Source organism: Segatella hominis (assembly GCF_004535825.1).
Classification (GTDB): Bacteria; Bacteroidota; Bacteroidia; order Bacteroidales; family Bacteroidaceae; genus Prevotella; species Prevotella hominis.
In genome coordinates this window covers 21,670-44,384 of sequence record NZ_SGVY01000008.1, presented here as the reverse complement: position 1 = coordinate 44,384, position 22,715 = coordinate 21,670, and the positions used below count along the sequence as shown (strand labels likewise).

Annotated in this window: 18 protein-coding genes; 6 read left to right on the top strand and 12 right to left on the bottom strand. The window is 45.7% G+C overall.

The window, feature by feature from the left end:
- Positions 1 to 8: 8 nt before the first annotated feature.
- From EXN75_RS04640 to EXN75_RS18470, 3 genes are all read right to left on the bottom strand, one after another.
- Entirely contained in the window at positions 9 to 3,110 is a 3,102-nt protein-coding gene (locus EXN75_RS04640; RefSeq protein WP_246031288.1) for a SusC/RagA family TonB-linked outer membrane protein, read from the bottom strand.
- Positions 3,111 to 3,369: 259 nt separating this feature from the next.
- Positions 3,370 to 5,244, bottom strand: a complete 1,875-nt coding sequence (locus tag EXN75_RS04635; RefSeq protein WP_134842975.1) for a sialate O-acetylesterase — start codon at positions 5,242 to 5,244, stop codon at positions 3,370 to 3,372.
- Between the two features lie 63 nt (positions 5,245 to 5,307).
- Positions 5,308 to 5,430, bottom strand: a complete 123-nt coding sequence (locus tag EXN75_RS18470) for a hypothetical protein (protein ID WP_262302227.1) — start codon at positions 5,428 to 5,430, stop codon at positions 5,308 to 5,310.
- A gap of 449 nt (positions 5,431 to 5,879) precedes the next feature.
- Here EXN75_RS18470 and EXN75_RS04630 point away from each other — a divergent pair, with 449 nt between their 5' ends.
- Positions 5,880 to 10,001, top strand: coding sequence for a hybrid sensor histidine kinase/response regulator transcription factor (locus tag EXN75_RS04630; protein WP_134842945.1), 4,122 nt, complete (start codon positions 5,880 to 5,882; stop codon positions 9,999 to 10,001).
- A gap of 208 nt (positions 10,002 to 10,209) precedes the next feature.
- A complete protein-coding gene (locus tag EXN75_RS04625; RefSeq protein ID WP_134842944.1) occupies positions 10,210 to 11,880 on the top strand; it encodes a glycoside hydrolase family 43 protein in 1,671 nt (556 codons plus the stop codon).
- An 86-nt stretch (positions 11,881 to 11,966) separates the two neighbouring features.
- On the opposite strand, the gene EXN75_RS04620 is transcribed toward EXN75_RS04625, so the two are convergent.
- Both EXN75_RS04620 and EXN75_RS04615 read right to left on the bottom strand, forming a co-directional pair.
- A complete protein-coding gene (locus tag EXN75_RS04620) occupies positions 11,967 to 12,797 on the bottom strand; it encodes a bifunctional metallophosphatase/5'-nucleotidase (RefSeq protein WP_246031291.1) in 831 nt (276 codons plus the stop codon).
- 71 nt (positions 12,798 to 12,868) lie between these two features.
- Complete coding sequence (locus tag EXN75_RS04615; protein ID WP_408005921.1) at positions 12,869 to 13,645, bottom strand: 5'-nucleotidase C-terminal domain-containing protein; 777 nt, start codon at positions 13,643 to 13,645, stop codon at positions 12,869 to 12,871.
- Between the two features lie 202 nt (positions 13,646 to 13,847).
- On the opposite strand from EXN75_RS04615, the gene rplS reads away from it, so the two are divergent.
- Positions 13,848 to 14,213: a 50S ribosomal protein L19 gene (rplS, locus tag EXN75_RS04610; protein ID WP_118116630.1), complete on the top strand. Its 366-nt coding sequence runs from the start codon at positions 13,848 to 13,850 to the stop codon at positions 14,211 to 14,213.
- Between the two features lie 97 nt (positions 14,214 to 14,310).
- On the opposite strand, the gene EXN75_RS04605 is transcribed toward rplS, so the two are convergent.
- The gene (locus tag EXN75_RS04605) at positions 14,311 to 14,643 is read right to left on the bottom strand and encodes a hypothetical protein (RefSeq protein ID WP_022109756.1); all 333 of its coding nucleotides are present in this window, start codon (positions 14,641 to 14,643) and stop codon (positions 14,311 to 14,313) included.
- A gap of 169 nt (positions 14,644 to 14,812) precedes the next feature.
- Between EXN75_RS04605 and EXN75_RS04600 the strand changes: the two genes are divergently transcribed.
- The gene (locus EXN75_RS04600) at positions 14,813 to 15,997 is read left to right on the top strand and encodes a phosphoribosylaminoimidazolecarboxamide formyltransferase (RefSeq protein ID WP_223176146.1); all 1,185 of its coding nucleotides are present in this window, start codon (positions 14,813 to 14,815) and stop codon (positions 15,995 to 15,997) included.
- A gap of 61 nt (positions 15,998 to 16,058) precedes the next feature.
- Positions 16,059 to 16,256 (top strand): hypothetical protein, encoded by a 198-nt coding sequence (locus tag EXN75_RS04595; protein WP_022109758.1) that lies wholly within the window; start codon positions 16,059 to 16,061, stop codon positions 16,254 to 16,256.
- 65 nt (positions 16,257 to 16,321) lie between these two features.
- On the opposite strand, the gene pgeF is transcribed toward EXN75_RS04595, so the two are convergent.
- The 4 genes from pgeF to hpt form a co-directional block, all read right to left on the bottom strand.
- Complete coding sequence (gene pgeF, locus EXN75_RS04590) at positions 16,322 to 17,161, bottom strand: peptidoglycan editing factor PgeF (RefSeq protein WP_134842943.1); 840 nt, start codon at positions 17,159 to 17,161, stop codon at positions 16,322 to 16,324.
- A 1-nt stretch (position 17,162) separates the two neighbouring features.
- Positions 17,163 to 18,323, bottom strand: coding sequence for a GTPase ObgE (obgE, locus tag EXN75_RS04585; protein WP_022109760.1), 1,161 nt, complete (start codon positions 18,321 to 18,323; stop codon positions 17,163 to 17,165).
- A 167-nt stretch (positions 18,324 to 18,490) separates the two neighbouring features.
- Complete coding sequence (locus EXN75_RS04580; protein WP_022109761.1) at positions 18,491 to 19,063, bottom strand: adenylate kinase; 573 nt, start codon at positions 19,061 to 19,063, stop codon at positions 18,491 to 18,493.
- Between the two features lie 48 nt (positions 19,064 to 19,111).
- Positions 19,112 to 19,648, bottom strand: coding sequence for a hypoxanthine phosphoribosyltransferase (gene hpt, locus EXN75_RS04575; protein WP_022109762.1), 537 nt, complete (start codon positions 19,646 to 19,648; stop codon positions 19,112 to 19,114).
- Positions 19,649 to 19,781: 133 nt separating this feature from the next.
- Between hpt and EXN75_RS04570 the strand changes: the two genes are divergently transcribed.
- Positions 19,782 to 21,299: an NAD(P)H-hydrate dehydratase gene (locus EXN75_RS04570; RefSeq protein WP_134842942.1), complete on the top strand. Its 1,518-nt coding sequence runs from the start codon at positions 19,782 to 19,784 to the stop codon at positions 21,297 to 21,299.
- Positions 21,300 to 21,359: 60 nt separating this feature from the next.
- On the opposite strand, the gene EXN75_RS04565 is transcribed toward EXN75_RS04570, so the two are convergent.
- Together EXN75_RS04565 and EXN75_RS04560 are read right to left on the bottom strand one after the other, a co-directional pair.
- On the bottom strand, positions 21,360 to 21,968 hold the full coding sequence (locus EXN75_RS04565) for a helix-turn-helix transcriptional regulator (protein ID WP_134842941.1): 609 nt from the start codon (positions 21,966 to 21,968) through the stop codon (positions 21,360 to 21,362).
- On the bottom strand, positions 21,965 to 22,315 hold the full coding sequence (locus EXN75_RS04560) for a hypothetical protein (protein ID WP_134842940.1): 351 nt from the start codon (positions 22,313 to 22,315) through the stop codon (positions 21,965 to 21,967). Before EXN75_RS04560 ends, EXN75_RS04565 begins: the two co-directional genes overlap by 4 nt.
- Between the last annotated feature and the right edge of the window lie 400 nt (positions 22,316 to 22,715).

Genomic DNA, 22,715 nt, shown 5'->3' with positions numbered 1-22,715 from the left:
TTAAAAGGTTAGAATGTTACATTGATACCGAATACCATCTTCTTGGAAGTTGGATAGGTACCATTATCGAAACCACGGGATGCACCACTGTTCATGGAAGCAGTCTCAGGGTCGGCACCAGGATAGTTGGTGATGGTGAAGAAATCATCCAATGAGCAGTAAACACGGAGGTCGCTCAAGCCAATCTTGCTTGTAATGAGCTTTGGCAAGGTGTAACCCAGCTGAATCTGCTTGAACTTGAAGTAGGAACCACTGAAGATAGCTGCATCAGAGCTGAAGAACTTCCAGTCGGTAGCAACCTTCTTCATATCAGGATACTTGGCATTGGTACGGTCTTCTCTCCATGAATTCTCCCAATAGGTGGTGATACCGTTAATCAATGGGCGGTCGGCAGATACCATCAGGTTGTAAATCTTGTTGCCTGCTGCACCTGTACCGAATACGGAGAAGTCGAATCCCTTATAAGCCAGATTGATGGTGATACCATAGGTAAACTTAGGAATACCTGCACCCAAATCCTGCTTGTCCTCATCGGTTGGAGCTGGAGTGACTTTGCCATTCTTGTCATAATAGAGGGCACTGCCATCTTCTGCAACACCTGCATACTTGTAACCACGGAAATACCATACGGAGTGACCAGCCTCGAAGGTTGGCTTCAACTGGTTGTTGAATCCATCAATACCTATCTCGGTCAGACGGTTTACCATAGCAGAAACCTCCTTTACCTCGTTCTTCAAGGTAGAACCATTCACGGTAACTCCATACTTGAAGTCCTTGATGTTGTCTCTCCAGCCCAACTCGATATCAAGACCTGAGTTGAGAACCTTACCGGAATTCACAACAATCTTGTTGACACCGATTTCTGGAAGAGGAGCAATCTCAATCAAGAGGTCTTTGGTAGTCTTGCGATACCAGTCAACACCCAAGGTAAGACGGTCGTTAAGGAAACGAGCATCAAGACCCAAGTCCACCTGCTCAGATGTCTCCCATGTCAAGTCTGGATTGGCAATACCAGTTGGCTTGGAACCATAGGTAAGCTTACCATCACCGATAGACGGATTATACTGATAGAAGCTCTGGTTGAGTGCAATAGGAGAAGAATATCGATAACCGCTCAGGATATTGACGTTACCATTGCGACCCCATGATGCACGGAGCTTCAGGAAGGAAACGGCATCACGGTCGATATGATCCTTGAAGAACTTCTCGTTGCTGATAGACCATCCTGCAGAGAAAGATGGGAAGTTACCCCAACGAGCCTTCTTGGAAAGCTTGGATGTATCGAAGGCATCACGACGGAAGTTGACCTGCAGGAAGTAACGGTTGTCGTAGCTGTAGCTCAAACGTCCGAAGTAAGAAAGCTCGGTAGCATCACCCGGAGCATTGCCCACGCTCTTGGTGGCATCAGCCAGCAAGTAGTCGATGTAGCGGAAGTTGGACTCATAGGCAGAAAGAATATTATCTCCTTCTGAAGAAATGGTATTGTTGTCCCAATGATTCTTGGTAAACGACATACCTACCATCGCACCCACTGTATGCTTGCCGAATGTATTCATATAGTTGGCGAAGTTCTCCCACTGATAGTATAAGCCGTTGTTGGAACGTGCCTCAATGCTGTACTTGGTTGAGTTGGCCATTGTATTGAGATAGTATGGCGCCTCAAACTTGTGGTAATTGCTCTGGGTAATGCGGTAGCCCAGACGGGAAGTAAAGGTAAAGCCCTTGAATGGCTTGAGATTGGCAGCCACGGTTCCACGCACATTGATACCTGAATTGGTGATGTCATGACGGTCTTTCTGAGCCAATGGGTTACCTGTTGCTTCCTCTACATATTTTGAAGTAGCATAGTAGTCATTGTTATGGTTAGGATCTCGCATCACCGCCTTGCCTGCTTCGAGAGCCGCCTTCATGGCAGGAGCCAGATCATCGACATTACTATAATAAGCAGGAGTTAATGGGTCGATGGAAACCACAGAGTTCAGCAATGAACCATAACCCTTGGTCACGCCCTTGATCTTCCACTTTTCGAAAGATGTATTGGTAGTAATGTTCAACCACTTGTAAATATCATAATCAGCATTGATCTGACCGGTGAAGCGCTTGTAGGTATCATTGTTGCCCTTCACGATACCATCATTGTTGAGGATATTCAGACTGGCGAGGAAACGGCCCTTGCCATTGCTTGTCTGCATGGTGAGGCTATGCTGATGAGCCAGACTGTTCTCAAACACCTCGTCATACCAGTTGGTGTTCTGACCATTATAGTTGTTCTTCTTCAGAAGATCATCGGTCAAGTCGCCCAAATACTTGTGATACTCGATATACTCAGGAGCATCAAAGATATCAGCCTTCTTTCCCAACGACTGGATAGTGAACTTGCTGCTATAAGAAATCTGTGCCTTACCGCCATTGGCAGCACCCGTCTTGGTTGTGATGATAACGACACCATTACCCGCCTGCGCACCATAGATGGCAGCAGAAGCGGCATCCTTCAATACCTCCATGCTTTCAATCATAGATGGATCCAGATACTGGATGTTATCCACCTTCAGACCATCGACGATGAGCAACGGACCGATATTACCACTATTGGAAGAATAACCACGGATACGGATATCGGCAGCCTCACCCGGACCACCCGAGTTGATAATCTGTACACCGGCAGCCTTACCCTGGAGGGCAGCACCGGCATCGGTAGCTGACAAGCCCTTGATGTCATCGCTCTTGATAGATGCAACTGCACCTGTCAGGTCGCTCTTCTTCTGAACGCCATAACCGATGACAACGACATCATTCAGAACTTTAGAATCATCCTTCAAGGTAATGGTAAGCGTTTTACCAGCCTGAGCTTTCACGGTCTTAGTCTCCATACCCACATAGGTAATAGTCAATGTTGCATCAGGTGCAGCATCAATGCTAAACTTACCATCCAAATCAGTAACCACACCCAGCTTGCTACCTGCAGCTTTCACTGTTGCACCAATGACAGGTTCACCACTTAGATCTGTAACTACTCCTTTTACAATACTCTGAGCCGACATTCCTGCAGGGAATAAACAGAGAAAGGATAGCAACGCTAACGGCTTTTCAATCTTTCTTAAGTTCCTCATAAGAGAATAGATTAAATTGTTAATTTTCTTAATTTATGATTGTTCGTGTTCAGTAAAAACATTCTTTTGTAAAGCACGCTGCAAAATTAAGATTTATTTCGTCACATGACTTTCTCTTATGTTACAATTACTTTACGAAACACAATAAAAAAGCAAAAAGATACAAAAGATATTAGAAATGTAACAAAAAGAAATCCCGAAACTGCCAGGCAGTTTCGGGATACAACTTTTTATATTATCTTATTGATTTCCAGTCTTGTTACTTGAACAGATGTGGCACAAATTCCTTCAGGCAGCGGCGCCAGGTAAGCCACTCATGATGAGTACCAGGAGAAACATAGACATCAAGCTTGATGCCCAGGTCCTTCAATTCCTTCGCCATCTTCTCCGTGCCGAAGTTCTCTTCTGAACCGCAGCCCATGAACATATAGTTTATCTGACTGTTGAACTTCTCTGCATCGGCAAAGACACCGTTGAAGCAGGTCTTGACATCCACACCGAAAAGTGCACCGCTGAAGGTTCCCAGGGCAGAGAACTTATCCAAGTTCGGCAACACGGTGTTGAAAGTCTGGCAACCGCCCCATGACAAGCCAGCCATCGCACGATGCTCTCTGTCGGTATAGGTTCGGAACTTCTTATCTACCATCGGAATCAGATCCTTGATAATCACATCGTAGAAAGATGCGCCATAGAGCTTGCGCTCCTCATCCACATCCTTGCCCGGACGTGGCACGAAAGGCTGCTTTACATCGCCGCTCTCCATCACCACAATCATCGGCTCAGCCTTGCCTTCGGCAATAAGGTTGTCCATGATGTGCTGCATATAGCCCTGATGCTCCCAGCCCGTCTCATCCTCGCCCATTCCGTGCTGCAGATAGAGCACTGGATAGCGCTTGCTCAGATTGGTTTCATATTCTGCAGGCGTATAAACCATGGCTCTGCGGAACTTGCCCTGAGATGCAGCATAGTAAGATACCGAACGAACCTGACCCTGTGCTACTCCCTGCTGAGGACGATAGTAGTTGCCTTCGGCTCCCTCAGGAACCTCCAGCCCACTCGCCTCTCGGCAGCAGCCGAAATAAGTTTCGCTTGCAGGATCTACTACCTGTACACCATCCACATTCAGGAAATAATAGTGGAAGCCTACTACCAATGGGTCTGAAACACCATACCAGTCGCCGTCGAAATCCTTCTTCATAGGATACTTCTTTCCGCAGATGTCGAAGATAACCTGCTTTGCTTCCGGTGCATGTAGCTTGACATAGGCACGATGGTCTTTGTCCACACGCGGATAATTGGCATCCGGAATGATGCCGAGCAGCGAGAGCATCATGTTGGCATAGCGCTTACCCATGGTGCGATAGCTTTCGGCAATGAAATGCAATCCGTCGCCACGTTGCGGACAACCCTTGGAAGAGATGACATGAGCAGTAGGGATGGTCTTGGCGATATCATCCACAATGGCGATATGCTTCCAGCAGATTCCGCCCTGGTCTTGCCGAACAGTCTCACCCACAAGCAGCGGCACATCCTCAGCCTTCAGGTGCAGTTCTTTCAGAATATCGTTATACACGGTCTTCACCCGGTTGGGCCAGTTGACATCACCATTGTTGGTTTCTCCCTGATGCAGGAGGATACCCTTGATGACACCCTGCTTCTGGGCTATCTTGGCAAGCTCGATGAGTCGGGCGTATGGATTGCCGTTATACTGGGAAGCGAAGTTCTTCATCCAGTCGGGCTGCTTCTTCAGATATGCCTTGCAGGTACGCTTGTCGAAGAGGTCGATGCTGGCACCGCCCACAGCCACGGTGATGGTTCCCACCTTGATGCTGTCTGGCAGGTTATCCACCATCTTTCTTCCGAAATAATCTACAGGAGTGAGGCCAGTGTCTGGTCGTGCCTGAGGAGGAACGGCAGTATGCCACTGTCCTTTTTTCCATCCAGCCTTTTCATTATCCACGGCATACATTGCCATGAATCTTGGATTCACACCTGTTCGGTCGATGTCTTCGATGGCGGCATTACCCTCCATGTTCGACTGTCCGAAACAGAGATAAATTTGAAAGTTTGGGTCGGGCTTATCCTGCGCCTTCGCCCCGTTTTTCTGTGCCATCATCGTCATCGGGAGGCACATCATCAGCATTGATGCCACGAAAGATAATTTATTCATTTCGTTCAGTTTTTTATTTATAATTGTTTATTCTTTAATCACGATGCCCTTGTAGCCCTTGACTACCTGCTGACCAGGAAGATTGTCAGCCGCATTGCCAAGCAATGACACCATGGTCATCGCCAAGCCAAGTATTATTTTCTTTTTCATATATAGTATAGTTATTGTTTTTAGATTCTATCATATTTTGTAAAATAGAATGGCGCGTAATCACTACGCACCATTCTTAGAAAACCAATTAATCATGAGCCTATAGCAACATGATATCTGAAATGTTATAAACCAAAATAAATCTAAACGTTAGTAAACCTAACTATTAGTAAACCTAACTATTAATAAACCTAACCTATTAAACCTAACCTATTTAAAAAACAAACTCTTTTTCAGTTGCAAAGATACTGCTATTATATAATATGTACTTTATTACAAGTAACGATTTCTTTTCTAATCGCTTACAGGATATAACAAATACTTTACGACATGTAACATTTTTCATCACACAAAGTAAAAAAAATCTTGTTTTTACTTGAATAATCAAAAAAAAACACTATTTTTGCACTCAGAAAAAGCTTACAATAAGCTCGCATGATAAACCAATAATGATTAAACTTATAATGAACACAAAATACCAGTTAGTCGTGAAAAGTATCATTCTGATACTCATTCTATCAGTTTTCTCTATCCTCCCGTCATGGGGGCTGAGCGGTAAGCTGTTCAATACAGACAATCAACTATCAAGCAACCTCGCCACGCAGGTGTTCCAGGACAAGAGCGGATTCATCTGGATAGCCACCCGCAACGGTTTGAACACCTACGATGGTTACCACATCACCGTTATAAAAAAGGATATGTCAAATTTTTTAGGTCTCAACAGCAACTACATCATTAGCCTTGCTCAAGACGAGAAAGAACATATCCTGTTAGGTACCAACAACTCTCTATTGGAATTTACGGGAAGCGAATTCCTAAAAATCCCTATGCTCGATTCCAAAGGCAAAGAACTCGCCACCTACGTAAAGCAGGTATATCCCCTAAAAAATAAAGACGTAGCCGTGGCAACATCCGGTTATGGCATCATGCTCAAAAAGCAGGATGAACAAAAATGCCATGCCATGAAGGGAGAGGTGGAAAAACTGAAATATATCCACAAACTCCTGGAAGATAAACGGGGCAGACTCTGGATCATCACCGAAGACGGAAAACTCTACCGCAAGGAAACAAACGGTAGAGTCACCTCCCACTTTGCCGGTACCGAAGGCGTGGGCGCACAGGATATCCAGCAGGACGCCCTGGGCAACATCTATCTCGCCAGCAAGAACCAGGGCGTATATCTGCTCAGGGCAGGAAGCAACGCCTTTACCCGAATCAGCAGCATCGGAAACCTGCCCATCGACAACATCTATATCAGCCGCAACAACAAGCTCTATATCGGCTGCGACGGACTGGGCATCTATGTATATGACCCTCAGACCGGATTCCTGCAGGATAACCCTCTCTTCAGCCGACTGGTGAACCTGGCCAAGAGCAAGGTAACCAGCATCATAGAAGACAATCAGGGCAACATCTGGGTAAGCATGCTGCAGAAAGGCGTGTTCATGCAGAGCAACATACAGAACGACTTCAACTACATGGGCTTCCGCCTGGGCAACCGCAACGTGATTGGCGAAAACTGCGTTACCAGCCTCAGCATCAACCAGGGCAACCAGGTGTGGGTGGGTACCGACAAGGATGGCCTATACCTATTTAATATAGCAACCCGCAGCGTAGAGGGGCATTTCCTAAACCAAAGCACCGTGCTCACCCTCTGTAAGGACCAGCAGGGCAGAACCTGGGTGGGAACCTATACCGACGGTCTGGGCTATATGGATGCAGCCGGAAGCTTCCACCCTGTTGATTTGGGTATCAGCAAGTCGGTGGGCATCTTCGATATCAAACAAGACCCACAGGGCAACATCTGGATAGCCACCATGGGCGAAGGTCTCTTCTGCCTGCAGAAAGACGGAAGCCGAAGGAACTACAAGGCTAAATATGGTGCAGATAACAACCTCAAGGTCAACAGCCTGCCCAACGATTACCTCACCAAGATGGCCTTATCAAAGGATGGCAACCACGTGTATATAGCCACCTCTGTGGGACTGGCGTGCCTCGACCGCAAGCGAAACAGCTGGGTTTCCACCTTCAAGGGCATCAACTGCCTGAACAAGAACAGTTTTTCGCACTGCGTGTTTGTAGATAGCAAAGACCACGTATGGTATGGCACCGAGAATGGAGCCTTCTGTTTCGACTTCAGAAAGGGAATAGAGCCTAAACATTATTCCACAGCCAACGGGCTCACCGACAACAGCGTGGCAAGCATTACCGAGGACTACCAGGGCAATATATGGATAGGAACCATTAAGGGACTCAACAAACTGGCTCTCAAGAGCGGAACAATCACCAAGTTCTATGCCGAAAGCGGACTGCAGAGCAACGAATTCAGCGACGCTTCCGTATGCACCACACAGGATAGAAAAACCATCCTGATGGGCGGTTCGGGCGGACTCAACTGGTTCCAGGCAGACCAAGTAAGACAGCACCCATGGCAGGCAAAGGTAGTTATCTCGGGGTTCATCTTGAACAACAAGATGGTGACTCCGGGCATGAAGTCGGGCAGCTATACCATCACGGACAACTGGTCAACCTTTTCCCGTGATTTCCAGCTTTCTCACGAAGACAACACCTTTACCCTGCAGCTCTCTACCCTCACCTATAATGATGTGGAGCAGATAAGCTATGTGTACAGCATCAACGGCGATGCCTGGCGCACCGTGCCAGCCGGACAGAACGAACTTGCCTTCTCGCACATGGCTCCAGGCAGCTACAAATACCGCATCAAGGCCATCTGCAATGGCTACGAAACACCGGTGAAAGAATTCACCATCACCATTCACCCAGCCTGGTATGCCAGCATCTGGGCAAAGCTCTTCTATCTGCTGCTCCTCATAGCAGCCATCATGCTCTACCTGCGCCACCGCAAGCGCCAGATGGAAGACCAGCTCATCCTGCAGCAGCACATCCACGCTGAAGAAATGGGCGAGGCGAAGATCAAGTTCTTCATGAACAGCAGTCATGAAATCCGCACGCCGCTCACGCTCATCATCACGCCGCTGCTCTCACTCATCAAGGAAGACAAGGAGCCTCACCGACAGGGCATCTACGAGATTATCCGAAAGAACTCGGAACGTATCCTCCACCTCATCAACCAGATGATGGACCTGAGAAAGATAGACAAGGGACAGATGGTGATGCGCATGTGCCAGACCGACATGGTGGCGTTCATCAACGAGGAATACGAACTCTTCAGGCAGCAGGCTCTGGCCAAGAACATCGACTTCGAATACCAGCACGACAGCGAAGAACTGCCCGTATGGATAGACCGGAACAACTTCGACAAGGTGATTATCAACACCCTTTCGAACGCCTTCAAGTTCACCCCTACGGCAGGCCACATTCTCCTCTCGCTCACCCACACCGAGCACCATGCCTACATCAGCATCAAGGACAGCGGCATAGGTATCCCGAAGGACAAGCTGGAAACCATCTTCCAGCGCTTCTACCAGACCCCTGCCGACCCTAACGACCGCAACGTCGGTACGGGAATCGGTCTCGACCTCACCCGCTCGCTCGTGGAACTGCACTACGGCTCCATCTCTGCCCGCAACAACGAGGGCGAGAAGGGAAGCAAGTTTGAGCACGGCAGCGAGTTCATCATCCGCATTCCGCTGGGCAAGGACCATCTGAAACCCGAAGAACTCATCGACGAAGAAGAGGTGAAGGAAGAGCAGAACCTGGAACTTGCCGAGGTGAAACAGCTGGAACAGGAGGTGAAGGAGACGGAAAATGCCGAAAAAGCCGAAAGCGCAGCCGGCACAACGGATATGCAGGGCAATCTGCCAGCCTCAGCAAGGGGAAACAAGGCTGAAATCGTGATTGTGGAAGACGAAGAGGATATTCAGGATTACCTGAAGGCCCAGCTCTCCAGCGACTTCAATATACGCACCTATCCTAACGGAAAGGTGGCACTCAACGAGATTCTGAAGAATAAGCCTGACCTCATCATCAGCGACATCATGATGCCGGAAATGGATGGTACCACCCTCTGTGCCAAGCTGAAATCAAACATCAACACCAATGATGTGCCTATCATCCTGCTCACGGCAAAGAGCCGTGAAGAAGATCAGCTGGAAGGTTTGCAGACCGGAGCAGATGCCTACATTCTGAAACCATTCAACATGGACATCCTGCGCCGCACCATCATCAACCTGCTCACCATGCGCCGCACGCTGAAAAATAAATTTACGGGCAAAGAGAGTCAGGAGGAGAAGGTGGAGCAAAGGAAGATTCAGACTCCAGATGATGCACTGATGCAGCGCGTGATGGAGGTGATTAACGAGAACATCGGCGATTCCGACCTGAGTGTCGATATGATAGCCCAGAAGGTGGGCATCAGCCGAGTGCACCTGCATCGCAAGATGAAGGAGCTGACCAACCAGACTCCACACAGCTTCATCCGCAACATTCGACTGCAGCAGGCAGCCAAGTTGCTGAAGGATGGCAAGCAGAGCATCACCGACGTGATGTACGCTTGCGGTTTCTCCAATTCCGCAAGTTTCAGCACCATGTTCAAGAACCTCTACGGCTGTTCTCCTAGAGAATACATGATGAATGCCATGAAGGAGTAGAAACATTTCTAAAAGGATAGATAAAAATTATATGTAACAAAACAAACTGTCTATGAAATATAGCGAAAAGTTTTGGTTACATTTCAAAAAGAAAGATTATAAAGAAAGCAGTAACTTTGCAGCGGAAAATCCAAAGGTTTATCACCCTCTTGGTTTTTCGCTGCATTTTTTTATCTTATTGTATAATCTTTAAAAATCAACAATCATAATGAAGAAATTAGCAATCTTATCGCTTTCGATGATGCTTGCTGCAGGAGCGCAGGCACAGACAGCAGAGTTCGACTACTTCAAGTATGCCGGCAATGATGCCCGATTCAATGTCCCGATAGACAAGACTCATCAGTACTACAACCCAGTATTGACAGGTTTCTATCCTGACCCATCTCTCTGCCGCGTAGGTGACACCTATTATCTGGTGAACTCATCCTTCACCTTCTTCCCAGGTGTGCCTCTCTCTACCAGCAAGGATCTGGTAAACTGGACTCCTGCCGGCCATGTGCTCACCCGCCAATCGCAGGTGCCTCTGAAGGGACAGCAAGTATCAGCCGGCATCTTCGCACCAGCCATCAGCTATAACAAGAAGAACAAGACCTTCTATATGATCACCACCAACGTGGGAGCCGGAAACTTCTTCGTCAAGTCCAAGGACCCATCCAAGGGTTGGAGCGAACCTATCTATCTGAAGAAGATTGACGGCATTGACCCAAGCTTCTTCTTCGATGACAACGGCAAGGGCTACATCGTACATAACGGTCCGGTAGTTGGTGGTGCCGACTATGAGGGTCAGCGTGCTATCCGCTGCTTCGAATTCGACGTGAAGGGCGACAGCATCAAGGGCGACTTCAAGGAGATTCTCCGTGGCGGAACCCATGTTGAAGCTCGTCCTATCTGGATTGAGGGTCCTCACCTCTTCAAAAAGGGCAAATTCTATTATCTGATGTGTGCAGAAGGTGGTACAGGCGGTTGGCATAGCGAGGTGATTCTCCGCGCCAAGAACCCAATGGGTCCTTGGGAGGAATGCCCAAACAACCCTATCCTTACCCAGCGTACCGGACTCGATCCTAACCGCAAGGACCCTGTATCCAGTGCTGGTCATGCAGACATCGTAGAAGATGGAAAGGGTAACTGGTGGGCAGTGTTCCTGGCTTGCCGCCCTTACGAGGAAGATATGTACAACACAGGTCGCGACACCTATCTCCTGCCGGTAACATGGAAAAACGGATGGCCAGAGATTCTCGCCAAGAACACCCCTATTTCTACGGTAGGCGAAAAGGCAGGATTGAAGCCAGCCGGGAAGAACGAATTCTCGGGCAACTTCAGCTATGTGGATAACTTCGATGCAGCCGACAACGGTGTAGGTCTGAAGGATTTGAACCAACGCTGGATGTTCCTCCGCGACTTTACAGATTGCTATAAGGTAGAAAACGGCAAGCTGAACATGAATCTGCTGCCAGGCAATATCTACAAGCGTGAACCGATGTCTGCCATCTGGGCACGCCAGCAGCACGGCACCTTCTCTGCCGAGACAGAAATCAACTTCACTCCTCGCAACGACAAGGAGATAGCAGGTTTGGCACTTCTCCAGAAGGAAGACCACAACTTCGTGTTGGGTAAGACCATGAAGAAGGGCAAGCTGATGATTACCCTGACCCGTGCCGAGAAGAACAACGCCACTATCGCCTCAGCTCCTATCAAGGCAGGCAAACTGAAGCTGAAGGTAGAAGGTCATGACAGATATTATGATTTCTATTATGCAGAGGAAGGTGGCGACTGGCAGCTGCTCGCCAAAGGCGTTGATGCCAGCAACCTGAGCACCCAGAAGAGCGGTGGCTTCATCGGTGCCTGCATCGGACTCTATGCCTCTTCTAACAAGGAATAACAGATATCATGATATGATATAAAAAATACAAAAAGACTCCCCGAAAAGCTCGGGGAGTCTTTTTGTATTTTTTCTTTGTATAAGTTTTATTTATTTTTCACAATATCCAATGTCATTTTGCCAACCCAGATGGCACTCTTTCCGTTCTGGTCTACAGGCACTGGCTTGCCATCGAGATCTGTTCTGTACTTCAGCGTCTGGAAGAAGCTGTGGCTATGACCACCTAAGACAAGATCTATATCTCGGGTACCAGACACCATTTCAGTATCATCAATACCATCAATATCCCAACCCAAATGAGAGATGCAGATGATAACATCGCACTTCTCCTGCTTTTTCAGAATATTCACCATCTCATTAGCCTTAGCTATCGGGTCTTCATATTTTATAGAACCATAGTTGGCTTCAGTTACTAAGCCCTTCAGTTCAGGACCGAGACCGAAGACGCCAATCTTCACGCCTTTACGATAGATGATGGCATAGGGTTTCACAATGTCAGCAAGAGGAGTGCCCGTAAAATCGTAGTTACTGCAAACAATCGGAAACTTCGCCATTTTAAAGATACGCACCATGTTGTCGATACCGAAATCAAATTCATGATTACCTATCGTAGCCGCATCATATTTCATCTCGTTCATCAGACCAACTTCCACATCACCCTTGAAGAGCGAATAATAAGGAGAACCTTGCGAAAAGTCACCGCTATCAAAAAGCAGCAAGTCTGGATTTGCCTTACGTTCCTCCTGAATCATAGCGACACGACGGAGAAAACCGCCACGATTTGCCATCGCAGTATCAGCGAGATTAGGATTGATAGGCATCACACAGGAATGCGTATCATTCGTATGGAGCACCACCAGTTGTTTCTCCACTTTAGCCGGCTTTTTCGTTTTGGCCTGAGCTGCATCTGGCTGCATTGCAAAAAATGCAAGAGCCATCCCTATATATAATAATGTATGCTTCATCATTTCTACTTTTATTTTTCTCATTACTCAACTATGCATCGTCCTTCAATCTTAGACTCCACGCACTTTCCTTGCTTCTGCATCTCACGGAAATAATCCATGATAATATAGCGCACGTTATTTTCTTTCTGCTTAGGTGAAAGAACATCCGTACCACTCTTGAAAGCCACTAACTGGTCGTTACCTTCAGCCAGGTAATCGAGCGTAGCAATGCGATAAGACTTAGAAGGGTCAACAGGCTGACCGTTGATAGTAGCCTCCTTCAATTTGCCATCCTTTGTAATAGTAAGGCGGACAGCATGACTCAAACCTTCTCCCCCACGATGAGCTATCTGCTGGAAGAGTTCTATGACCTTATCACCCGTAAGCGTCAAAAAGCAGATTTTGTTTTCAAACGGAGCCATATCATTGACATCACCCACAGTAATCTTACCCTTAGCGAGGTTACTACGGATACCTCCCATGTTATAGACAGAGAAAACCGGCTGTTCATTGAAAGCCTGACCACCCCAAACTAAGATATCACAGAGCAGATTACTGAGTTCGCTTTCAGGGCGATGACGAGTCATATCGTGGGCAATACTACCCACAACAGGCCCCATAATACTATCCACCTTATTTTTATAAGGAGCAATAAACTGGGCAGCCTCAGCATCAGGTTTAGCATCCCACCGCTGATCGATGAGAATGCGAGTACGTTCCACCTTTGCCACCTTGTATTTTTGAGCAGCAGAAGGACTGACCATCAGCAACATAGCAGCTGCTGCCAGCAAACATTTACCACTATTTTTTTTCTTCATACTTACTAAATTTAAAACATGATGACACAAAGATACGAATATTTGTGGAAAAAACTAAGAAAAATGGTTGAAAATTTGCGAGATAGAAGAAAAAAGCGTAACTTTGCACCCGCTTTTCGGCGTAACCGCTGTTGTCTGGGCAGAAGAGTTGCCCGACCATGTTGCGCAGGAACGATAAACAATTTTTAATTCTATACAAAAAATGGATTTGATTAAAGTTGCTGAAGAAGCATTTGCAACCGGCAAGAAGTTCCCTGAGTTCAAGGCAGGTGATACTATCACAGTCGCTTACAAAATCATCGAGGGTACAAAAGAGCGTATCCAGCTCTACCGTGGTGTTGTTATCAAGATCTCTGGTCATGGTGACAAGAAGCGTTTCACAGTTCGTAAGATGTCTGGTACAGTAGGTGTTGAGCGTATCTTCCCTATCGAGTCACCAGCTATCGATTCTATCGAGGTGAACAAGCATGGTAAAGTACGTCGCGCTAAGTTGTATTACTTGCGTAAGCTCACTGGTAAGAAGGCTCGTATCGCTGAGAAGAAGACTATTGCCAAGAACGCAGAGTAATTCACTTGATTACTATCCAAGTAAAAATAAAAAGGAGATTCCTTGCAAATCATTTGCGGAATCTCCTTTTTTTGTTTTTTCACAAGACAATTTTCTATCAATCAATATCATCCGAAGAATCAGGCTTCAGTTCATGATCTTCATCCGTATCATAGCTCAGATTTCCATCATCTTCACCATGAAGAGCCTCATGAAAATCATCCCAACTTTGATACCCTACGAAAAGTGCCAGTTTATTGAGCGTTTCATGGGTAGGTTTTTCCTTACCACTCACATATCCCCACACCTTGTGCAGTCCCTGTGCACTCACCTTGAGATGATGTTTCACAGAGAAGATAGAAGCTAATTTTTCAAAATCAGAACCTACATGAATCTTCTTACCAATCTTCTTCTCTACCTCATGGGTGAGAAGTACTAAGTCATTTTTCATAACATCATGAAATTTGCAATTCTCTTTATCTTTTTACTAACGTATTCTCTACTTTTTCTCTATCGTTACCTAATTGCCTGCAAAAGTACAAAAAAGTTTGATTCGATGCTACAAAAATGCGATATTTTTTGTAACTTTGCAGCAAATTCTTAATAAATACATGTTTGCAATGAAAGAATTAGCACTCAAGTACGGATGTAATCCGAATCAGAAACCTTCCAGAATCTATATGGAGGATGGAAGCGAACTGCCTATCGAAGTAGTGAATGGCCGTCCTGGCTATATCAACTTCCTCGATGCCTTCAATTCTTGGCAATTGGTCAAGGAGCTCAAGGCTGCCACTGGTCTTCCAGCTGCAGCAAGTTTCAAGCACGTATCTCCTGCCGGAGCAGCAGTAGGACTTCCTCTCAGCGACACTTTGAAGAAGATCTACTTCTGCGATGATGTCAACTTCGAGTTGTCTCCATTGGCTTGCGCATACGTTCGTGCACGTGGTGCCGACCGTATGTGTTCTTATGGTGACTTCGTAGCATTGAGCGATGTTTGTGACGAGGCTACAGCTCTCCTCATCAAGAGAGAAGTCAGCGATGGCGTGATTGCTCCTGGTTATACTCCTGAGGCCATTGAGATTCTCAAGGATAAGCGTAAGGGTACATACAACGTAATTCAGATTGATCCAGACTACACTCCTGCTCCTATTGAGCGTAAGCAAGTATTTGGCATTACTTTTGAGCAAGGTCGTAATGAAGTTAAATTAGACGACCCAGCACTCTTCGAGGATATTCCTACACAAAACAAGAATTTCCCTGCAGATGCTAAGCGTGACCTCATCATAGCACTCATCACATTGAAATATACACAGAGTAACTCTGTATGCTATGTGAAGGACGGACAGGCTATCGGTATCGGTGCCGGTCAGCAGAGCCGTATCCACTGTACTCGTCTGGCTGGTAACAAGGCTGATGAATGGTGGTTGCGCCAGTGCCCTAAAGTCATGAACCTGCCTTTCAAGGAGAAGATCCGCCGTGCAGACCGTGACAATACCATCAACGTATATATCTCAGACGAATGGGAAGACGTTCTTCAGGATGGTGTTTGGGAGCAGTTCTTCACAGAGAAGCCTGAGCCTTTGACACGTGAGGAGAAGAAAGCATGGATTGCACAGAACACAGGTGTTTGCCTGGGTAGTGATGCCTTCTTCCCATTCGGTGACAACATCGAGCGTGCTCACAAGAGTGGCGTAGAATATATCGCACAGGCTGGTGGTTCTATCCGTGACGACAATGTTATTGAGACATGTGACAAATATGGTATCGCCATGGCGTTCACACATGTTCGCTTGTTCCACCATTAATTGAGTGAAGAACGAAGAGTGAAGAGTGAAGAATTCATCCCCCCTTCAATATAAAAACGACATGAATGATATAGACGATATAATCATGGGCGGCATGGTCTTCAGAAGCGGTGGTGGTCCTAAAAAGGACGACGACGGTAAGGTGAAGACTAAGGCCAAAAAGAAAAAGTACATTACCGGCGCCCACGGCAGTGGCTCTGCTCGTCAGAAAGCTAAATATCGCCAACAACGCGCCAACCGCAAGTCGCAGAAAAAGTAATCAATAGAATATAAAAAAACATCCACGAACGTACCGAAATGCGCTTCGTGGATGTTTTTTTATCATTATTTCAGCATAATAGCTGTATAAATTCGTCCGCTATCAGTTCCAAGTTTGCGGGCTGAAAAATATTCATCAGAATGAGCAAATGTACAAATGCCGCAATCATGAATATTTTCCTCCAGAACACCGCAATGGATAAGAATCTCCTTATTGCAAAGTGGCAGATTGATGTGCCATTTCAAAGGTTGATCAATATTTCCCTCGGCTGCCATACGCTCACGTTCCTCAGGATTAGCCTTGAAAGCAGCATTAGGATATTGCGCTGCTATTTCTTCCATTGGGAAAGCGGCTTGTTCAAAAGCCTCGTAAACCTCATCTCCCACTTCAAAATTCTCCATAGAGATGCCAGGACCTATCACAGCCTTGAGATGTTCAGGCTCTGTCTTGTAGGCAAAAGCCATCTCTTGCAGGGTCTTATGTACGATGCGAGCCAAGGTTCCTCTCCAACCAGCATGAATGGCAGCCACGGCATGATGCTCCTCATCATAGAGAAGTACAGGAATACAATCAGCCGTAGAAACACCGACACAGACATTTTTCAGATTGGTCATAATAGCATCAACTCCCTCCAACACCATTTTACGGATATTTTCAGGCATTGAAAGGAACTCACCTGCAATCTGTCTTACCTCCACGCCATGAACCTGATGTGGGATGAGAATAAGATTTTCCTCAACACCCAGTTCATGAGCCAAAGCCTTGCGGTTAGCCTCCACGCATTCCGGATTATCACCACAAAACTCATTTATATTAAATTCACCATAGTTGCCCTGGCTCACCCCACCCTGACGAGTGGTAGAAAAAGCCATGACATCAGAGGCTATATGATATTCCTTTATCATTTTACTCGTATTCAAAATCATCCAGGTCTTCTACGTCCTCGATATCATCCTCATCGATATATTCAACGATATCCTCACCTTCATCAGCCAATTCCTGCTGGAAGCGAGACATATCCTTATCACGATGAACTAACGTATCTTCTGCAGTAATCTCCTGGAGTTTATTACTCTCTGAGTTCAACTCTTTCCACAGAATATCCTTGAGTTCCTGAATACCCTGTCCTGTCACTGAAGATATGAAAACCACGGGCAGGTCGGTAGGAAGCGTTTCCTTGAGCATCTCTATGAGTTCCTCATCAAGAAGGTCACACTTGGTGATGGCAAGTACACGATGCTTGTCGAGCATCTCCGGATTGAAATTCTTCAACTCACCCAGCAGCACCTCATATTCTTTCTTGATATCGTCCGTATCTCCTGGTACCATAAAGAGCAAGAGAGAGTTGCGCTCAATATGGCGGAGGAATCGCAAACCGAGTCCCTTTCCTTCGCTCGCACCCTCGATGATGCCAGGAATATCAGCCATGACAAAACTCTGGTGATCGCGATAATCCACGATACCTAATGATGGTTCGAGCGTAGTAAATGGATAGTTGGCTATTTTAGGACGAGCACTTGACACAGCAGAGAGAAGAGTTGACTTTCCCGCATTAGGAAAACCAACAAGACCCACATCAGCCAGAAGTTTCAACTCCATGATGATGGTCATTTCCTGCATAGGTTCTCCTGGTTGAGCATAACGTGGCGCCTGATTGGTAGAAGTACGGAACTGGAAATTACCAAGTCCGCCACGACCACCCTTGAGCAGGAGCACTTCTTGCCCATCATAAGTTACATCACAAACGTACTTGCCAGTCTCAGCATTGTAAACCACCGTACCACAAGGTACGTCAATATAGATGTCCTTACCGTCAGTACCATGACATTTATCACGTCCACCATTACCACCATGCTCAGCAAAGAAGTGACGTTGATATTTGAGGTGCAGCAACGTCCAGTAGTTGTGGTTACCGCGAAGATAAATGCTTCCTCCACGTCCGCCATCACCACCATCAGGACCACCATTCGGTTGGTACTTCACGTGGCGCAGGTGCATGGAGCCTTTACCACCCTTACCAGAGCGGCAATTGATTTTTACATAATCTACGAAATTGGATTCAGCCATTTTTTCTATTGTTTAATGTTTAGTGTTTAATGTTTATGTTTGATTCTCTTCCTGATTGATTCTCTTCCTGGTTGAAAGAAATTAATGTGCAATGCCTAATTTTTATCAAGCTGCACCCAAGGCGCAAACCCAACTAAACATTAAACATTACACATTAAATATGATCATTAGAGGTTGTCAATCACATTGCAAACACGAGCGAAGATCTCATCTACAGTACCGAGACCCTCGATGTGGTGATGAATACCTTCCTTCTCATACCAATCGATGAGAGGAGCAGTCTGTGTATGATATACATTGAGACGCTTCTTGATAGTCTCCTCGTTATCATCAGAGCGACCGCTTTCCTTACCACGGTTGATCAAACGAGCCATCAACTCATCCTCAGGAACAGCCAACTCAATCATGGCAGCAATCTTATGACCACGCTCAGCCAACATCTTCTTCAAAGCCTCAGCCTGCGGAGTGGTACGTGGGAAACCATCAAAAATCACACCCTTATGCTCTTTACCAAAGCTATCATATACGCTTGCGAGGATGTCGATCATCAACTCGTCTGGAATCAACTGACCATTGTCGATATAACCCTTAGCAGTCTTACCAAGTTCTGTACCGTTCTTGATTTCATTACGGAGTACATCACCAGTAGAAATGTGACCGAGACCATATTTCTCGATCATCTTGTCGCTCTGAGTACCTTTACCAGCACCTGGAGCACCGAAAATTACGATATTTTTCATCTTCTTTATTATGTATATAAAATTATATATTGTTATTCTTCCACAATCTTACTCCACTATCGTATAGATATCACGGAGGTTTCTGCCTTCCTGATCATAATCCAGACCATATCCCACGATAAAATCATTAGGGATTTCCATCACTGCATAATTGATATCGAGATTAACCTTCAGGTTACCCGGTTTCACGAGAAGAGAGCAGATTTCTACTGATGCAGGATTCATTTTCTTGAGTTCCTCTATCATGTGGGCCATGGTAAAACCTGAATCAACGATATCCTCCACAATAATGACATGGCGACCAGCCAAATCCTGATTGATACCCATGAGCGTCTTCATGCTGCCGGTAGAGGAAGTGCCCTCATAGGAAGCATATTTCACAAATGAAATCTCACTCGGTATCGTTATCATGCGCATCAAATCGGCAGCAAAAATAAACGAGCCATTCAACACTGCCAAGAACACAGGTTTCTTACCCTCAAAGTCCTTGTTTATGCGGTCTGCCACGACCTGTACTTTCTTCAAAATCTCTGCTTCCGGAATGGAAGTCTTAAAGGTTTTGTCCTTGATTTTAACTATACCCATAGTCTTGAAAATAATATTTTGTGCAAAATTACGAAAAAAATACGAAACTTCATGCTTTCATCGGGCTTTTTTTAGTACTTTTGCATTTGTAGAAAAAGAACACCCCCACAATAATAGGAGAAATAGGAGAAATATGAAGATATTTACAAGTACTCAGATTCATGAATTGGACAGATATACCATCGAGCATGAACCTATCTCATCGCTCAATCTGATGGAGCGTGCGGCTAAAGCCATTACCCGAAGCATTGAGGAAGAATGGTCCAGCCGTACTCCCATTGTTGTCTTTGCCGGTCCTGGCAACAATGGTGGTGATGCGCTTGCGGTGGCCCGACTACTGGCAGAAGATGGTTATCCGGTTTCGGTATATCTGTTTAACGTACATAATAAACTCTCTGCAGACTGTGCAGCCAATAAGAAGAGGCTTACAGAATGCAAACAGATCAGACAGTTTACAGAAATTACGGTCAACCTTGATCCGCCGCAGCTCACAGACAAGACCGTTGTCATCGACGGCATGTTTGGCAGCGGCCTTAACAAGCCTTTAGCCGGAGGTTTTGCTGCAATGGTGAAATACATCAACCAGAGTGCAGCCAAGGTGGTAAGTATCGACATCCCGTCCGGACTGATGTGCGAAGATAACACCTATAACATCCACGCCAACATCATCCATGCAGACCTTACCCTGACACTCCAGCAGAAAAAGCTTTCCATGATGCTTGCCGACATGCAGCAGTACATCGGGCGCCTCAAGGTACTGGATATCCGCCTTTCGCATGAGTTCATACAAAATGCCGACTGCAAATGTTCCATCCTGGAAGAAAGCGATATCCGCCACATGATGAAACCTCGCAACGACTTTGCCCACAAAGGCAGTATGGGCAATGCGCTTCTCATCGCAGGAAGCTATGGAATGACAGGAGCAGCCATATTGGCAACCAAAGCCTGTCTGAGAGCCGGTGTAGGAAAAGTTACTACCCATACGCCCAAGCGAAATTACGACATCATGCAAATCAGCGTACCGGAAGCTGTCCTCCAACTGGATCACGAAGAAACTTATTTCAGTGAACCTACAGATGCAGACGCCTTTGATGCCGTCGGAATCGGTCCGGGATTAGGTATTAACGAAGGAACAGCCATCGCCCTGATTGCACAAATACGACGTACCGCCTGTCCACTCGTCGTAGATGCAGATGCCATCAATATTCTGGCAAGTCATAGAGCGTGGATGCAGCAACTGCCGAAGGGAATCATCATGACTCCCCACCCTAAGGAATTAGACCGTCTGGTAGGTAACACCTGTGCAAACAGTTACGAACGGCTGATGAAAGCCAGTGAATTGGCAGAGCGGCTCCAGGCTTACATCATTCTCAAAGGACACTATTCTGCACTTTGTTTGCCAAACGGGCATATCGAATTCAATTCAACAGGCAACAGCGGAATGGCTACTGCCGGCAGCGGAGATGTCTTGACAGGCATTATCACAGCCTTATTGGCCCGAGGTTACAGACAGGCAGAAGCTTGCAAAATAGGCATGTATCTTCATGGACTCGCAGGCGACTTAGCTATAAAAGATCTGGGCAAGGAGAGCCTCATCGCAGGCGATCTCATAGACTATCTGCCTAAAGCCTTCCTGAGAATGGAAGATTAAAAGACAGTTCATCAACATCAATGAACGGTTGACATAAAAGTAATAGAGATAAGAGATGGCCTAAAGCGCATCTCTTACCTCTATAATTTTTAATTCCAAAGTACGTCGCAAATCATCCTTACGTCCCATTTTCAGTTTTCTGCGAATATGACAGCGCTGGCTGGTGATATTAGACTCAGACTTGTTGAGTAAAGAACAGATTTCCTTCAGCGTCTTTCCTTCCAATATCAATTTGCAGATAACCTTTTCGCTTTTGGTCAGTTCCACACATATCAGATCCCAAGCTAAGAGTTCCCTTTCTTCCTTTCTCAACCGCTCAGTGGCAAGCCCCACAATACGCTGACGCATTTCAGGAGTAAGTCTTTCCAGCAAACTTTCTGCTTTATCATGATCCAAATCACGAATATTGGCAAGCATTTCCAATGCCTTCTTCTCTTCCTGATTGATTTCACGCGGTTGGCGCAATCCTTTAGTCACCTTACTCATATTATAGGTATAGACATAGCCGAACATCAATATACCCACGAGTAAAGGCTTCAATGAGAACCATAAGGTAACAGAAGGTTCCATATAAACATATAAAGCCAATGCAGGAATCATCGCCAGAGCTACGACCAAAGCCGTTTTACGCAACATCAGACTGAGAGCGGTAATTCCGATAACCATCATGACGAAGACATTACCCAAAACAGAGATATGATCTTCGACAACTCCAAAAAAATACAGAATATACTGTCAATCATCAGTTTACCAGCAGCCAGCATCAGCAGGGCTGACAAACCATTATCGAAACTTAAGCTTTGCTTCCAGATGGTCCATTGGATGACAGAGAAAGCTATCAGATGGGCACAGGTAAGACCAAAGCCCATAGGCTCCCAGAACATCAGAAACAAGAAGAAATGCAGAGGAATCACAACAGCTTCTATCAGTGTAAAGAACAGATAAGCTATCACTCTTCTTCTATCAATCACACCACAATATTGTGGACAAAGATACAATTCTATAAATCGTATCATTTTCACCGTACTATTACTAAGACCTTTCATACAATAATTCTATCAAAAAGTTAACCATCATCTTTTTCGCAAAAATACGCTTTTATTTTGAGATTCGTATTCTTTTTGGAGATTTTTTAGTTTTTAGGGGTAAATTTCAGTGTTTTTTAGTTGTAAATGTAGAAAAAATCGCATTTTTCAGTATTTTTCAGTGCTAAAAAACTTGCAACCAAAGAGAATTCATTATAAATTTGCCACCAGAAAGAACAAAAAATCTACCATTTAACGATTCTAAGAACTTACAAAGTTTAGAGGAAAGATAAAAGTAATGATTTCTAAAACCAATAAAAAAGTAAAAGACAAAAATCATAAAAGTAATTTTTCTAAGAACTTCAAAGTTTAAAAGAATAATAAAAGTAAA

Bases quoted from the DNA above. Each gene is read 5' to 3' on its own strand.
- EXN75_RS04640 (WP_246031288.1), bottom strand. From the start codon at position 3,110: ATGAGGAACTTAAGAAAGATTGAAAAGCCGTTAGCGTTGCTATCCTTT.
- EXN75_RS04635 (WP_134842975.1), bottom strand. From the start codon at position 5,244: ATGTGCCTCCCGATGACGATGATGGCACAGAAAAACGGGGCGAAGGCG.
- EXN75_RS18470 (WP_262302227.1), bottom strand. From the start codon at position 5,430: ATGAAAAAGAAAATAATACTTGGCTTGGCGATGACCATGGTGTCATTG.
- EXN75_RS04630 (WP_134842945.1), top strand. From the start codon at position 5,880: ATGATTAAACTTATAATGAACACAAAATACCAGTTAGTCGTGAAAAGT.
- EXN75_RS04625 (WP_134842944.1), top strand. From the start codon at position 10,210: ATGAAGAAATTAGCAATCTTATCGCTTTCGATGATGCTTGCTGCAGGA.
- EXN75_RS04620 (WP_246031291.1), bottom strand. From the start codon at position 12,797: ATGCAGCCAGATGCAGCTCAGGCCAAAACGAAAAAGCCGGCTAAAGTG.
- EXN75_RS04615 (WP_408005921.1), bottom strand. From the start codon at position 13,645: ATGAAGAAAAAAAATAGTGGTAAATGTTTGCTGGCAGCAGCTGCTATG.
- rplS (WP_118116630.1), top strand. From the start codon at position 13,848: ATGGATTTGATTAAAGTTGCTGAAGAAGCATTTGCAACCGGCAAGAAG.
- EXN75_RS04605 (WP_022109756.1), bottom strand. From the start codon at position 14,643: ATGAAAAATGACTTAGTACTTCTCACCCATGAGGTAGAGAAGAAGATT.
- EXN75_RS04600 (WP_223176146.1), top strand. From the start codon at position 14,813: ATGAAAGAATTAGCACTCAAGTACGGATGTAATCCGAATCAGAAACCT.
- EXN75_RS04595 (WP_022109758.1), top strand. From the start codon at position 16,059: ATGAATGATATAGACGATATAATCATGGGCGGCATGGTCTTCAGAAGC.
- pgeF (WP_134842943.1), bottom strand. From the start codon at position 17,161: ATGATAAAGGAATATCATATAGCCTCTGATGTCATGGCTTTTTCTACC.
- obgE (WP_022109760.1), bottom strand. From the start codon at position 18,323: ATGGCTGAATCCAATTTCGTAGATTATGTAAAAATCAATTGCCGCTCT.
- EXN75_RS04580 (WP_022109761.1), bottom strand. From the start codon at position 19,063: ATGAAAAATATCGTAATTTTCGGTGCTCCAGGTGCTGGTAAAGGTACT.
- hpt (WP_022109762.1), bottom strand. From the start codon at position 19,648: ATGGGTATAGTTAAAATCAAGGACAAAACCTTTAAGACTTCCATTCCG.
- EXN75_RS04570 (WP_134842942.1), top strand. From the start codon at position 19,782: ATGAAGATATTTACAAGTACTCAGATTCATGAATTGGACAGATATACC.
- EXN75_RS04565 (WP_134842941.1), bottom strand. From the start codon at position 21,968: ATGATGGTTATCGGAATTACCGCTCTCAGTCTGATGTTGCGTAAAACG.
- EXN75_RS04560 (WP_134842940.1), bottom strand. From the start codon at position 22,315: ATGATACGATTTATAGAATTGTATCTTTGTCCACAATATTGTGGTGTG.